General features: G+C 54.3%; 11 protein-coding genes and 1 tRNA gene. 3 read left to right on the top strand and 9 right to left on the bottom strand.

What is annotated here, in order from left to right:
• Positions 1-39: 39 nt before the first annotated feature.
• From BUA85_RS03325 to BUA85_RS03315, 4 genes are all read right to left on the bottom strand, one after another.
• Positions 40-125, bottom strand: a tRNA-Leu gene (locus tag BUA85_RS03325).
• A 96-nt stretch (positions 126-221) separates the two neighbouring features.
• Complete coding sequence (locus BUA85_RS16665; RefSeq protein ID WP_131802757.1) at positions 222-434, bottom strand: hypothetical protein; 213 nt, start codon at positions 432-434, stop codon at positions 222-224.
• A 153-nt stretch (positions 435-587) separates the two neighbouring features.
• A complete protein-coding gene (locus BUA85_RS03320; protein WP_072899277.1) occupies positions 588-1,193 on the bottom strand; it encodes a nucleotidyltransferase family protein in 606 nt (201 codons plus the stop codon).
• Positions 1,194-1,211: 18 nt separating this feature from the next.
• The gene (locus tag BUA85_RS03315) at positions 1,212-3,617 is read right to left on the bottom strand and encodes a GcvT family protein (RefSeq protein WP_072899275.1); all 2,406 of its coding nucleotides are present in this window, start codon (positions 3,615-3,617) and stop codon (positions 1,212-1,214) included.
• Between the two features lie 168 nt (positions 3,618-3,785).
• Between BUA85_RS03315 and BUA85_RS03310 the strand changes: the two genes are divergently transcribed.
• Complete coding sequence (locus tag BUA85_RS03310; protein WP_072899273.1) at positions 3,786-4,349, top strand: YceI family protein; 564 nt, start codon at positions 3,786-3,788, stop codon at positions 4,347-4,349.
• A 9-nt stretch (positions 4,350-4,358) separates the two neighbouring features.
• Here the strand turns inward: BUA85_RS03310 and BUA85_RS03305 are convergent, their stop codons facing one another.
• Together BUA85_RS03305 and hemB are read right to left on the bottom strand one after the other, a co-directional pair.
• Positions 4,359-4,913, bottom strand: a complete 555-nt coding sequence (locus BUA85_RS03305; RefSeq protein WP_072899271.1) for a lipid-binding SYLF domain-containing protein — start codon at positions 4,911-4,913, stop codon at positions 4,359-4,361.
• 111 nt (positions 4,914-5,024) lie between these two features.
• Complete coding sequence (hemB, locus tag BUA85_RS03300; protein ID WP_072900390.1) at positions 5,025-6,023, bottom strand: porphobilinogen synthase; 999 nt, start codon at positions 6,021-6,023, stop codon at positions 5,025-5,027.
• Positions 6,024-6,147: 124 nt separating this feature from the next.
• Here hemB and BUA85_RS03295 point away from each other — a divergent pair, with 124 nt between their 5' ends.
• A complete protein-coding gene (locus BUA85_RS03295) occupies positions 6,148-6,678 on the top strand; it encodes a component of SufBCD complex (RefSeq protein ID WP_072899269.1) in 531 nt (176 codons plus the stop codon).
• A 35-nt stretch (positions 6,679-6,713) separates the two neighbouring features.
• Complete coding sequence (gene mfd, locus BUA85_RS03290; protein ID WP_072899267.1) at positions 6,714-10,166, top strand: transcription-repair coupling factor; 3,453 nt, start codon at positions 6,714-6,716, stop codon at positions 10,164-10,166.
• Here the strand turns inward: mfd and BUA85_RS03285 are convergent.
• The 3 genes from BUA85_RS03285 to BUA85_RS03275 are packed head-to-tail and all read right to left on the bottom strand — an operon-like array spanning position 10,163 to position 13,462.
• Entirely contained in the window at positions 10,163-11,371 is a 1,209-nt protein-coding gene (locus tag BUA85_RS03285; RefSeq protein WP_072899265.1) for a multidrug effflux MFS transporter, read from the bottom strand. The genes mfd and BUA85_RS03285 overlap by 4 nt on opposite strands.
• Positions 11,368-12,012 (bottom strand): DsbA family oxidoreductase, encoded by a 645-nt coding sequence (locus BUA85_RS03280; protein ID WP_072899263.1) that lies wholly within the window; start codon positions 12,010-12,012, stop codon positions 11,368-11,370. The genes BUA85_RS03285 and BUA85_RS03280 overlap by 4 nt, the downstream gene beginning before the upstream one ends.
• Positions 11,999-13,462, bottom strand: coding sequence for a class I adenylate-forming enzyme family protein (locus BUA85_RS03275; RefSeq protein WP_072899261.1), 1,464 nt, complete (start codon positions 13,460-13,462; stop codon positions 11,999-12,001). The genes BUA85_RS03280 and BUA85_RS03275 overlap by 14 nt, the downstream gene beginning before the upstream one ends.
• Position 13,463: the final 1 nt, after the last annotated feature.

Genomic DNA, 13,463 nt, shown 5'->3' with positions numbered 1-13,463 from the left:
ATTGGTGGCGTCAAGTTTGTCTGGCTATTTGCGGAAGGTTGGTGCCGATGGAGAGACTCGAACTCTCACGATGTTGCCATCGGGGGATTTTGAATCCCCTGCGTCTACCATTCCGCCACATCGGCACGTTTGGGTGTCCTAACGGGCAAGTTGAAGAGGGTCAATCGCTCAAACAGGGAAATTCTGGAGAATTCGGATTGAGCTTCAAAATCTTACGAAATCTATTGTCGCGGGTGCTGAACTTGTTGCTCCAGCTTCGCACGGCCCAAGAACTGGCGGCCTCCTGTCTCTGGGTTAGGCAACCATAAGCCTTCCGATGTCACCTCTACTTCAACGACACCGTCTACTTCATATGCTTCAAAATACTGCTGAAGCGTTTCGATCATATCTACCGTAAACTCAGCCTTTGAAATTAATTTCGGGTTTTTAATCATATTGGTCCCTTAAAGGTTTGCTCTGGTGTTTGGCCAAGACACTGAGCGTCCCTGTAAAAAGTAAAGTGTATGTTAATAGTTGCGGAAAAAAGTAAATTTGACTTTCCGCGAGGTCCTTAATTTTGAATACCCTCGTTCCAATTGACCCTTACGTCAATTGGATAGTTCTTTTGTGCGTCTTTTCTCAAATTTCCGCCAATCTTCCGGTGTATCGAGGTCTAAACGTGCTCTGTCTCCGTCCAGCGGAACGAGCGTCGTTTGGTCTTGGAATCGCTTAACGATTTCAACAGCACCCTGATCTCCGCTAATTTTCTCAAAATCGGGCCTTAGGCTGCTATCGAACAGTATTGGGTGGCCAGGCAACCCAGTCTCCGTGGTTGCACGAACAATTTTTGCCGCTGGGTGGCGCTGTTTTTCCTCGAACAGACGCAACATGTCCGCAGTTTCAATGTCCGGCATGTCGGCCAGCAAGATCATGAAGGCGGAGCAGGGCGGAAGGCGCTTGATTGACCCTCTGAGTGTTCCACCAACTCCTTCTTTCGCGTCCGGAATATCATAGCATGCGACAGGTTCACTTCGGAGGAGCTGGTAGCGCGGATGCCAAGGGCCTGGAATGGCGACGAATACAGGTTTTCCTGCCGCGATCGCTCGTCTGGCGGTTCGCAACAGCAATGGAGTTCCATCGATGTCTTGCAGTAGTTTGTCCTTGCCGGACATTCGGCTTGAGGTGCCGGCTGCAAGTATCAAAATTGGCGTCATGTAGGAAAGCTAGTGCGCTTACCCGTCAAAGACCACGCCTTTTGGTTCAAATAGTGGTGACGTAATCAGTGACGCGCTTCTGAGTTGTCCAAGGATCTCAATCTTCACTTTGAGGCCTTCCTTTGCAACTTCACGAGGTATCAACGCCATCGCAATTGACTTGCCTTGGTGGTGGCTGTATCCGCCAGAAGTGCAGAACCCTATCACTTCGTCATCAATGAAAACAGGCTCATAAGCGGTTACATCTGCATCATCAGCGTCCACTTCGAACACGACAGCTGTGCGGTCTGGTGGGGTCGCACGTTCAGATTCGGTCGCTGCACGACCAATGAAATCAGTATTCTTAGACCATTGAATGAAGCGATCCATGCCGGTTTCTGCGGCAGTGTAATCTGGCGAGAACTCACGTAGCCACGATCCAAAATGGCGATCCAAACGAAGCGACATCATGGCCCGCATTCCAAAGGCAGTGAGCCCCATGGGTTGACCTGCTGCCCAAAGTACCGACCAGAGTTGCCGTTGATCCATTGGATCGCAATAGATTTCAAAACCCAGATCGCCGGTGTAGCTGACCTGTTGAACGGTACAGGTGACTTGGCCGATAGTCATTTGACGAACGTCGAGGAATTTCAGATCAGTGGCGTCACGGGTGCAGGCGGCCAGCAGGTCTCGCGATTTGGGTCCGGCTATCTGGAAGCCGGTGCGCCGGTCGCTGACGTTGCGGACGCGCACGCCATCTTCAATGTGCTGCATGAACCAGCGGTAATGGATTTCCTGATAGCCATAGCTGGCAGTGAGTTGGAAGTTACCTTCCGCAAAGCAGCTGACGGTGAAATCTCCCAGCAGCTTGCCTTTGGGGCTGAGCATCGGCGTGAGCGTCATTCGGCCTGGTTTCGGGATGCGACCTGCCATGATATTGTCGAGCCATGTACGGGCATTGGGGCCGGTGATTGCGAATTTGCCGAAGTTCTGAATCTCGTTGATCCCGACACTTTCGCGGACGGCTTTGACCTCTCTCGCGGTTGCGTCGAAGGCGTCGGAGCGGCGGAAGGAAGGTGCTTCGTAGGTGGGTTCGTCGCCTTGGGCGAAGTAGTTGGCGACTTCCAATCCGAATTGATGGCCCCACACGGCTCCGAGATCAGAGAAGATGTCATACATCGGCGTGGTGCGATGAGGGCGTGCGGCGGGGAGTTCTTCGTTGGGGTAGGTGACGGAGAAGCGGTTTTGGTAGTTTTCGGTCACCTTCGGGCGCGTGTAGCCCGGCGTGATCCATTTGCCGTAGCGCGCAACATCCATCGCAGTCACGTCGCGTTCGCATTCGCCTTCGATCATCCATTGCGCCAGCATCAAGCCAACCCCGCCGCCTTGGCTGAAGCCAGCCATGACGCCGCAGGCAGACCAGTAGTTGCGCACGCCTGGGACAGGGCCAACGAGCGGGTTGCCGTCTGGGGCAAAGGTGAAGGGCCCGTGGATTACGGATTTCACGCCAGAGCGTTCGAGGATCGGAAACCGTCGGTAGGCAAATTCGATCGAGGCTTCGATCTTATCGAGGTTGTCGGGCAAGAGCTCATGGCCAAAATCCCAAGGCGTGCCATCAACAGCCCATGGTTTGCAGGGTTGTTCATAGAACCCTATGCAAAGCCCGCGCCCTTCTTGCCTTAAATAACTTTCGCCGGCTGGGTCCATCACATGCGGGTGCTCGGTGTCACGTTCGTAGATTTCAGGCACATCATCAGTAACAATATATTGGTGCTCCATCGGGTGGAGAGGCGTATAAATTCCAGCCAAGGCGGCAACTTCGCGCGCCCATAGCCCACCAGCATTGACCACATGTTCGGCATGGATTGTGCCTTTATTCGTCACGACGTCCCATGTGCCGTCTGGCCGCTGATTGGTTTTTTCGACCTTGGTGTGAAGCTCGATCTCTGCGCCGCCCATTCGCGCGGCCTTGGCGTAGGCGTGGGTGGTGCCGGATGGATCGAGGTGGCCGTCGAGAGGATCGTAAAGAGCTCCGATGATACCTTTGGTGTTGGTGATCGGAGCGATTTTTTTGATCTCGTCCGGACCAACGATTTCGGTTTCCAGCCCCATGTAACGGTGCTTGGCCCGTTCGGCGACGAGCATGTCAAAACGATCTTGATTGTCAGCAAGAGTAACGCCGCCGACGTGGTGCAGACCGCAGGACATGCCGGTGATCTCTTCTAACTCACGATAGAGCTTGATGGTGTAGCCTTGCAGCGCGGCCATATTGGTATCGCCGTTCAGAGTGTGAAAGCCACCCGCCGCGTGCCACGTAGAGCCGGAGGTGAGTTCGGAACGCTCTAGAAGGACGACGTCAGACCAGCCGAGTTTTGTTAGATGGTAGAGGACAGAGCATCCGACAACGCCACCACCGATGACGACAACGCGAGTGGAAGTTTTCATTGATCGATCCTCTTTCAGTTTGAAAGCAAACTGGCCCGAAAAACATGCGGTGCATAGTCAAACAACGACAGTTCTTGTCGGGTTTTGGTGTTTGTCAGGTTTCATAAGTTTGAGCGGTCTGTGATCGAAGATGCGCTAACTTAGCGGAAGCAGAAAGGATTCCCTCCCATGAATAAAATTTCTTCGCTTTGTTTCTTAACCCTCTTCGCGACGCAGGTCGCAGCCGCTCCTCAAAGCTATGACTTGAACCTGTCAGAATCGCGCATCGACTTCACTTATGATCTACAGGGGTCTGAATTTGCAGGTGAAATACCTATTTCGAACGCAGATGTAGCTTTGGATTTTCAAGATCTTTCGAACTCTGACATCTCGGTTACGTTTAATGTGTCCGGTGTGAGCACTGGATTTGGCCCTTTAACGGAAGCGATCAAATCTGAGTCAGTTCTTGCCACCGGCCAATTCCCAACAGCCACTTTTAGGAGTGGCTCGATTGTTCAAAACGGCACCAAGGCGCAATTGAACGGACAACTTACACTGCGAGGCACGACACAGCCTGTAACCTTGAATGCAGAGATTTTCAGGCAACGAGGCTCTGAGGTCGGTGACCTTAGTGAACTAATTGTACTCATTACCGGATCATTCGACCGGCACGCCTTTGGTGCGAGCGGCTACTCGGGGCTTGTGGACCCCGAGATTGAATTGCGTGTCGTCACAACTTTGGATCGTAACTAGCTGTATTCCCTAGGGAATGATGCGTGTATATTTTGTGCCCTGAAGGGTCGCGCCAAGACGTAGCCCTGCTTGACCGAACACCACAGCGATCACCGGCGACAACGACGTCAGAGTGTCTGCCCGAAGGACTTCGCCTTGATCTGAAACGGCGTATTCAAGGTCCGCTCCAGCAGTCCAACCGTCAGATGACCGGAAATCTTGGAGCGCTTCAGGTGTCATGAAAAACAGTACGTGGCTGTATTGCTGAGCCCCAATTTGGAATCCCGCGGAGGCTGATGTTGCGCTGTAATAGTCGACAGTGCTCTCACCAACGCGTAGCGCGCCACGACCATAGGCGCCACCAAACCCTAAACCAATCTCAGAGACGAGAGGCATGACCAACTGACCAGAGGCACGGTTCGCCAACTCTTGTGTGTCTGGGTAGGTCGAATACATGAAGTTGAGCGTCTCATCGACGCGCGCGTCGATCATGGCCGCGCCTGTACTGCCAATACCGTTGCCGCACGCGGCAAGAGGAAGCGCAGCAGCGCTCAACGCGAAAGTGCGTCTTGAAAGTTGTGTCATGGGTTTTGCCTTATACTGCCAATACCTGAGGCTTTTGCCTTCTTAGCGGCCACTATAAAGTGTCTTGCGCAAGGTGTCACGCGCAAGATTTTGGGTGGGGCGGAAATCGGACTAGCCGCTAAGTGCTTTCGCAATCCGTGGCGCAAAATAGGTTAAGATACCATCGCAACCCGCTCTTTTAAAAGACAAAAGACTCTCCAAGATGACCTTATCACTGTCCAACCAACCATTTTCGGCTGCAGCCATAAGCATCGCGTATTCGCCGCTCACTTGGTAGGCGTATGTTGGCACGCCGAAGGTATCTTTCACGCGTCGGCAAATATCCAAGTACGGCATTCCCGGCTTCACCATGATCATATCGGCGCCTTCATTTAGGTCGCGTTCAACAAGCCGCAATGCTTCGTCAGAGTTCGCCGGGTCCATTTGGTAGGTATTTTTGTCGCCGGTCAGAGCAGAGGATGCGCCGACCGCATCGCGAAACGGCCCATAAAAGCTAGATGCATATTTGGCGGTGTAACTTAGGATCGTAACGTTTTGATATTTATCGGATTCTAATGCAGATCGGATGGCCGCGATTCTGCCGTCCATCATGTCAGATGGGCCAAGGATGTCAGCACCGGCCTCGGCTTGGGCAAGTGCCATTTTGACCAGTGCCTCGACGGTACGGTCATTTACGATTTCCCCATTTTCGACAAAGCCGTCGTGGCCGTTGATATTATAAGGGTCGAGCGCGATATCGGTCATAATCGCGATATCTGGAACCGCGTCTTTAATCGCGCGAATTGTGCGATTGCTGACATTGTCCGGATCCCAGGCCATCTCGCAATCTTCGGTGCGTGCTTCCATGCCTGTGTATGGAAAGATGCAAATCGCGGGGATGCCTAAGGCGTGGGCTTCCTTGGCGGCGACTACGGCGCGGTCGACGGTTTTTCGGGTCACACCGGGCATAGATGGAACAGGCGTTTCCGTGTCCTCGCCATCCATGACAAAGATCGGCCAAATCAGATCATTTGTCGTCAGCACATTCTGCCGGGCCAAACGACGCAATGCAGGTGTCGCACGCATCCTGCGTAGGCGTGTGGTTGGAAACGGGGCGACGGTTGGTTTCATGATCGGGCCTTTCTTGTCACACCCAATGTGGTTGCATGGATTTTGTGACTTCACAAGGCTGGGCATTTGCCACCTCCGGCTATAGGTTCCGCCAAAACACGGTTGCCACTAAAGAGATCCCCCCTTGGATTGGAGTTCAACGTTATTGCAAGTCATCGACCTGCGGTCGTTTTCGTCCGTCTGGTATTGGATGGCCGTGGCCGTGGTGTGGTCGTCAGTGAGCCATTTTGTTTTGGGCATTCCGTATGATTTGATCCAACGCGCAAAGCGCCACGGGGGCCAAGGTCTAATCGACTTAGAAGATGTAGTACGGGTGAATGTGAACCGATTTATGCACATCGGTGAAACAGCCGGTCTTTTCCTTGCGTCCTTTGCAACGTTCCTGCTGACAGGACTGCTGGTTCTCGGTTTCTTCTATTGGATCGAATTGGCACAAGCTATCTTCTTGCTCGCGTTCCCGTTGTCGATCGTAGGGATGGTGACTTTATCGACCGCTCGAAAAATCTCGGTTTCGGATCCAAAAGGTGAGGATTTGTTCGGCGTTTTGCATCGCCACAGGTTGATCACTCAAAGCATCGGGATGTGCGCGCTTTTCGTGACCGCGATGTTTGGCATGTATGAAAACCTTGATGTGGCACGGCATCTAATTCAATAACTTGACCTCGCAAAAATGAGGGGTATGTCCGCCTCATGTCGGCAACTCAACACATTACAATTAGTGGCGCACCTGAAGGGTTTGATGCGCAGGTGGTTTTGCAAGAGATTGCAAAGTCAGACGCGCCTGTTTGCTACGTAGCGCGGGACGACAAGAGGCTGGCAGCGATGCAGGCGGCGCTTTCATTCTTTGCGCCTGATATGCCGGTGATCGTTTTTCCGGCGTGGGATTGTTTGCCGTACGATCGTGTGTCGCCAAACGCTGACGTCTCCGCCGCAAGGATGGCGACTTTGGCGGCCTTAGTTCATGGGATGCCGTCAAAGTTCGTTTTGTTGACGACTGTGAATGCCGCGACCCAGCGTGTGCCGCCCCGATCTTTGTTGAAAGAGGCTGCTTTTACGGCGACCGTGGGCAAGCGGATTGATGAAGACGGGTTGAAGGCGTTCCTCGTTCGGATGGGCTTTACGCAAAGCCCAACGGTGATGGAACCTGGGGACTATGCGATCCGAGGCGGCATCATTGATATTTTTCCGCCGGGACAGTCAGGCCCCATCCGCTTGGATTTGTTCGGCGATGTGTTGGATGGAGCGCGGCGGTTTGATCCAGCGACGCAGCGCACGACGGAAAAGCTTAACGAGATTGAGCTTGCGCCGGTGTCCGAGGTTATTCTTGATGACGCCGCGATCACACGGTTCCGTCAGAATTATCGTATCGAGTTTGGCGCTGCGGGGACCGATGATCCGCTGTATGAGGCGGTGTCAGCAGGACGCAAACACGCGGGTGTTGAACATTGGTTGGGGTTCTTTCAGGACGATTTGGAGACTCTGTTTAATTTCGTCGACGGGTTGTCGATCATGTTGGACGATCAGGTCGGGCCGAGCCGTTTGGCACGGTGGGAGGCGATAGAGGATCAGTACGGCACGCGGATGCATGCGCTTGAGCAGAAATCGCGAATGGATACCGTTTATAAGCCAGCGCCGCCGACGCTTTTGTATTTAGATGATGCCGCTTGGGATGCCGCAGTTTCAAACAACCGCGTGATTCAGCTCGCCGCACTCCCTCAGGCAACTGGTTTGGGTGTGACAGATGCCGGCGGTCGGGCAGGGCGGAACTTTGCTCCAGAACGGCAGCAAGAGCAGATCAGCCTTTTTGGCAGTTTGGCGGAGCATCTGATAGAAAAGCTGGCGGATGGGCCGGTTGTGATTGCCTCCTATTCCGAAGGCGCGCGGGAAAGACTGACGGGCTTGATCGAGGACGAAGGCGTAGCGGCAGCGATCCCCGTGTCAGATTTCTCTCGCGTTGGGAAAAGTGGGCTGCATCTGGCGGTTTGGGCCTTGGATGCGGGCTTCGAGGCTCCCGGGCTGACGGTGATTTCAGAGCAGGACGTTCTGGGCGATCGGCTGATCCGGCAGACGAAGCGGAAACGTCGGGCTGAGAACTTCCTTACTGAGGCGACTTCTTTGGCGCCGGGTGATCTGGTGGTTCATGTCGATCATGGTGTTGGGCGGTTTAAAGGGCTTGAGGTTGTGACCGCCTTGGGCGCTGCGCACGAATGCTTGCTGCTGGAATATGCGGAGCAGGCGAAGCTTTATCTGCCGGTCGAGAACATCGAACTGCTTTCCAAATACGGTCACGACACGGGGCTTTTGGACCGGTTGGGTGGTGGCGCGTGGCAAGCGAAGAAGGCCAAGCTGAAAGAACGCATTCGCCAGATTGCCGAGCGATTGATGCGAGTAGCAGCGGAGCGCGAGCTGCGGTCAGCGCCAGTGATGGAGCCGACGGATGGGCTGTGGGATCAGTTCCTTGCGCGTTTCCCCTATGCAGAGACCGACGATCAATTGCAGGCTATTGAAGATGTTCTGGATGACATGGGATCTGGCCGCCCGATGGATCGTCTGGTTTGTGGCGACGTGGGTTTTGGCAAGACAGAAGTGGCGATACGCGCAGCCTTTGTGGCGGCTCTGACCGGCGTGCAGGTCGCAATCATTGCGCCCACGACATTGCTGGCGCGGCAGCATTATAAGAACTTTGCAGAGCGGTTCAGAGGGTTCCCAGTGAATGTCCGGCCCTTGTCGCGGTTTGTGTCAGCGAAAGAAGCGAACCTGACGCGCGAAGGTATGGCGAAGGGCACCGTTGATATCGTCGTCGGCACCCATGCGCTGCTGGCAAAAAATATACGATTCAAGAACCTCGGGCTGCTCATCATTGATGAGGAACAGCATTTCGGGGTGCAGCACAAGGAACGTCTGAAGCAGATGCGCACGGATGTGCATGTCTTGACCTTAACCGCGACGCCGATCCCTCGAACGCTACAACTGTCGCTGTCAGGCGTGCGCGATTTGTCGATCATCGGCACGCCGCCGATCGACCGGTTGGCGATCCGCACTTATGTAAGTGAATTTGATACGATCACGATCCGTGAAGCTTTGTTGCGGGAACACTATCGTGGGGGTCAGTCATTCTTGGTCGTTCCGCGTATTTCTGACATTTCGGAGATGGAAACGTTCTTGCGCGATCAGGTGCCGGAGGTGTCGTTCATCACAGCCACCGGTCAATTGGCGGCGGGTGATCTAGATGACCGGATGAACGCCTTTTACGATGGTAAGTATGATGTGCTGCTGGCGACGACGATTGTGGAATCGGGTTTGGATATTCCGACGGCCAACACCATGGTTGTTTGGCGGGCGGATATGTTTGGATTGGCCCAGCTTTATCAGATCCGCGGACGCGTTGGCCGGTCAAAGACACGCGCTTATGCCTATCTGACGACAAAGCCACGTCAGCGGTTGACGGATACGGCGCAGAAACGACTGCGCGTGTTGAGTTCGTTGGACACGCTCGGGGCAGGGTTCACGCTCGCCTCTCAGGATTTGGATATTCGCGGGGCGGGGAACTTACTCGGCGAAGAGCAATCTGGCCAGATGAAAGAGGTCGGATACGAGCTTTATCAGCAGATGTTGGAAGAGCAGATCGCTGCGATCAAATCCGGCGCAGCGGAAGGAATTGTGGACGATGGTCAATGGTCGCCGAACATCAACCTCGGCATACCGGTGCTCATACCAGAGGACTACATTCCAGATTTGGATGTCCGGTTGGGGCTTTATCGTCGCTTGTCCGAATTGACCACCAAGGTGGAGCTGGAAGGCTTTGCCGCTGAATTGATTGACCGATTTGGCAAGCTGCCACGTGAGGTCAATTCACTCATGCTGGTCGTCCGCATCAAAGCCATGTGCAAAAAGGCGGGGATCGCGAAGCTGGATGCCGGGCCCAAGGGCGCGACGATCCAGTTCCACAATGACAAGTTTGCGTCACCGCAGGGCTTAGTCGAGTTTATCAATGACCAGCGCGGATTGGCGAAGGTCAAAGACAACAAGATCGTCGTGCGGCGCGATTGGACCAAGGAAAAGGACAAGATCCAAGGTGCGTTCAACATCGCACGGGATTTGGCGCAGAAACTTGCGGAGGAGAAGAAGCGGGCGAATCGCTAGTCTTCGTCGCTTGGCCTTTTGATCTTTGTCGTGAACCAGAAAGCGACGGTGGCGAGGAGGGCGACGGCGAGTCCTAACGGGACCGGAGTTCCGTTGAAGGCAAGACCGACAGGAATAGCGATAAAGACCGCGCCGACCGTTGCCACGGCAGCAATGGCTGACGCTGCCAAACCCGCGATGTGAGGCAACGGTTCCATGGCGAGCGCGTTTAGGTTGCCGATGGTCATACCGGCGCCAAAGAAGCAGCTGACAACGAAGACGTAGAATGACCAGAAGCGCACTGTTTCACTACCTGTGAATTGGCAAGCGACCATGATCAAGGCGACTGTTACGTTCACCTGAAACATGCGCCTGATAATCGCGCGCATGCCGTATTTCCCGACTATGCGCGCGTTGAGGAGTGATGCGCTCGCTGAAATCACGGCGATGCTACCGAACCAATAATGAAAGTGCTCGCCTTCATCGAACACCAGATCAAAGATCTGTTGGATCGATGACAGAGAGCTGAACAGGATCCCGAAACCCAAAGTTTGTACGATCATTGAGAGGCGCGTTGTTTCTGTGGTCAAAACTTCTTTGGTGGCTTCGATCAGTTTGCCAATTCTAAGCGGTCGACGATTCTCTGGCAAAAGCGTTTCCGGCTGGCGGATCAGGAGCCAGATTGAGGTAGCCAGAGAAAAAATAACAAAGGCAAGGAAGATGGAGCGCCATCCAAAGCCTGCAATAATAAAATAGCCGAGCGTCGGTGCTAATGCGGGCACCAAAGAAAACACGAGCATGACGAAAGACGAGATGCGCGCCATGTCGCGTCCGCCATAGATGTCCCGGATCATTGCGAGTGCGACAACGCGAGGTCCGGCGGCACCCAATCCTTGAATGGTTCGTGCGATTAGCATCACTTCCAACGTTTGCGCATAAAAGGCCCAAATCGCCGCACCGCAATAGAGCACCGCACCGCCGATCATTACGGGTTTTCGTCCAAAGGTATCGGAAAGAGGACCGGTGACGAATGTGCCAAGTCCCATGCCAAACACAAAACTGGTCAGGATCAGCTGCGCATTGTTAAGTGCATCGGGGCTAAGCTCTGCGCCAATCTCTGGAAGTGCTGGCAGCATTGCGTCGATAGAGAACGCGACAGTCGCCGCAACCATCGCCATAAGGGCGATGAATTCGGTTTGAGATAGGCGCTTGGCGTCGTGGGTCACTCCGCCGCATCCAACTGCTGCTGGATGTCTTCAATCACCTTTGCCCACATCTCAGGCGGTTGCGCACCGGGCACAGCATGTTGGTTGGCAACGATGAAGGTTGGCACCGACTGGACCCCCATTTTGCGGCTGTGAACGTCGCGTGCGCGGATGTCTTCGATGTCGCTGTCCGAGGCGAGGAGGCGGGTCACCATACTGGCGTCCATTTCTGCTGTATCGGCGAGATCGGCCAGAACTTCGTGATCGCTGATATCGCGCCCGTCGACGAAATAGGCTTTGAACAGAAGGTCGACCATTAAAAGCTGGCGCTGTTCCAAACCGGCCCAGTGGATTAAGCGGTGCGCGTCGATGGTGTTGGGTGTTATCTGGATTTTGTCGAGGTGCATCTCGACGCCAGAATTTTCGGCATGAGTCACCACCGGCCCATAAGAGCGAACGACGCCTTCTTTCCCGCCAAACTTGGTTTCGAGGTATTCGCGACGGTCCATGCCCTCTGCGGGCATATCTGGGTTCAGTTGGAACGGGTGCCATTCAATCTCAAACGGATGGTCGAGGTATTGAGCAAGCGCCTTATCGAGGTTGCTTTTGCCGATGTAGCACCACGGGCAGATCGGGTCGGAGATAATATCAAGTTTGACCATGGTCGGCCTCCCAATCTTGTTTGAGCTTTTGCCGGAGCAGTTTGTTGTTGTTTCCACGCGGTAGCTGGTCGACGCGAACAAAGATGCGAGGGCGTTTGTAATCCGCGATTAGATCGCGCAAATGGTTTTGTATCTCATCCTCCTCTATCACGTCAGACGCGACGTAAAAGGCCGCAATCAAAGAAAGGTCGGATTTTAGTCTGACTTCTGCGCAGGCTGCTTCTGAGATTTTTGCACAGGTCGAGAGGGCTTGTTCGACCTCAATTGGGCTGACGCGGTGGCCTCCTGCGTTCATCATGTCATCTGCGCGGCCTTCGAATGTGATCGAGCCATCGGGATTTCGGGTGCCGATGTCGCCCGTCAGAAACCAGTCGCCGTTAAACCGTTGGCGCGTTTCTTGTGGTTGGTTGAGGTAGCCGAGCATAAGGCCGGGATCGCTTTTGTGGATGGAGATGACGCCTGTTTCCGAAGGCTCGCCGTTAGATATAAGGTCAATTTTGCGGCCTGTTTGTGGGAAGCCAAGTGTTCCGGTCGGCGCGGGACGAGCAGGGCTGCCCGATAAGAAGGTTGAGCATTCTGACATGCCGTATGCTTCGTGGATGGCCGTGCCCGTTTTGGTTTCCCAGTGCGCACGCGTGATGTCGGGGAGTTTCTCTCCAGCGGACAGGGCGTGCCGAAGTGTTGGCACTTTCGGAAACTCTTGACGCAGCATTCTACGGTAAACGCCGGGGCTGGCTGCAAAGAGGGTTGCTTTGTGTTCAGCGATGAGTGTCGGCAAGGCTTCTGCTGCGGTTCCCTCTTCTGGGATAAGGGCTGTTGCGCCTACGGACCATGGGTCCATCAGGCCAGTGCCGAGGGTGTAGGTCCAATTGAAGGCGCCAGCGTGCATCATGCAGTCTTCGGCAGAGAGATCGTACCAGTCTTTGATCATCATTCGGCGCGCCCAAATTGCGCGATGAGCATGGACGACAGCGCGAGGTGAGCCCGAGGTGCCAGAGGTGTAAATGATATAGGCGGGGCGGTTAGGGTCGCCGTGGTGGTAGCCATTGAAATCCACGGCCGCCATGTCATCGATGAGCGGAACATTCTTTGGCGTTGGTAGCCCTTTGTCTGCGATTGTGAGGTTTGGTTTGGTTTCCAAGGCCATTGCATCGATTTCAGTTTGGGTGAGCTTGGAAGACGTCACGATCGGAACGCGATCGACAGCGATGGCTGCGAGATAGGCAATCGGAAAGCGTTCGGTATTCCCAAGTCGTAACATAACCCGATCACCTGAGCCGAAGGTTTGCGCCTCAATCTGCGCTGCAAGGCATTGAACGCGATTTTCTAGGTCAGCGTAAGTAAGTGATAGATTGGCCGATCCGACAACTTCCAAAGCAGTCTTGCTTGAAAGTCTCGTGGCATGCCTCAGGACATATTCAGCCATGTTGAAGGGGGTAGGGATGGTCATA

Source organism: Cognatiyoonia sediminum, from assembly GCF_900129845.1.
GTDB classification, from domain to species: domain Bacteria; phylum Pseudomonadota; class Alphaproteobacteria; order Rhodobacterales; family Rhodobacteraceae; genus Cognatiyoonia; species Cognatiyoonia sediminum.
Note: the sequence above shows the minus strand (reverse complement) of the source record. Positions and strands in the feature narration are given on the sequence as shown.

What these genes read in the sequence shown, in the direction of transcription:
- BUA85_RS16665 (WP_131802757.1), bottom strand. Translation starts at nt 434, where the DNA reads ATGATTAAAAACCCGAAATTAATTTCAAAGGCTGAGTTTACGGTAGAT.
- BUA85_RS03305 (WP_072899271.1), bottom strand. Translation starts at nt 4,913, where the DNA reads ATGACACAACTTTCAAGACGCACTTTCGCGTTGAGCGCTGCTGCGCTT.
- BUA85_RS03315 (WP_072899275.1), bottom strand. Translation starts at nt 3,617, where the DNA reads ATGAAAACTTCCACTCGCGTTGTCGTCATCGGTGGTGGCGTTGTCGGA.
- BUA85_RS03310 (WP_072899273.1), top strand. Translation starts at nt 3,786, where the DNA reads ATGAATAAAATTTCTTCGCTTTGTTTCTTAACCCTCTTCGCGACGCAG.
- BUA85_RS03280 (WP_072899263.1), bottom strand. Translation starts at nt 12,012, where the DNA reads ATGGTCAAACTTGATATTATCTCCGACCCGATCTGCCCGTGGTGCTAC.
- BUA85_RS03275 (WP_072899261.1), bottom strand. Translation starts at nt 13,462, where the DNA reads ATGACCATCCCTACCCCCTTCAACATGGCTGAATATGTCCTGAGGCAT.
- hemB (WP_072900390.1), bottom strand. Translation starts at nt 6,023, where the DNA reads ATGAAACCAACCGTCGCCCCGTTTCCAACCACACGCCTACGCAGGATG.
- mfd (WP_072899267.1), top strand. Translation starts at nt 6,714, where the DNA reads ATGTCGGCAACTCAACACATTACAATTAGTGGCGCACCTGAAGGGTTT.
- BUA85_RS03320 (WP_072899277.1), bottom strand. Translation starts at nt 1,193, where the DNA reads ATGACGCCAATTTTGATACTTGCAGCCGGCACCTCAAGCCGAATGTCC.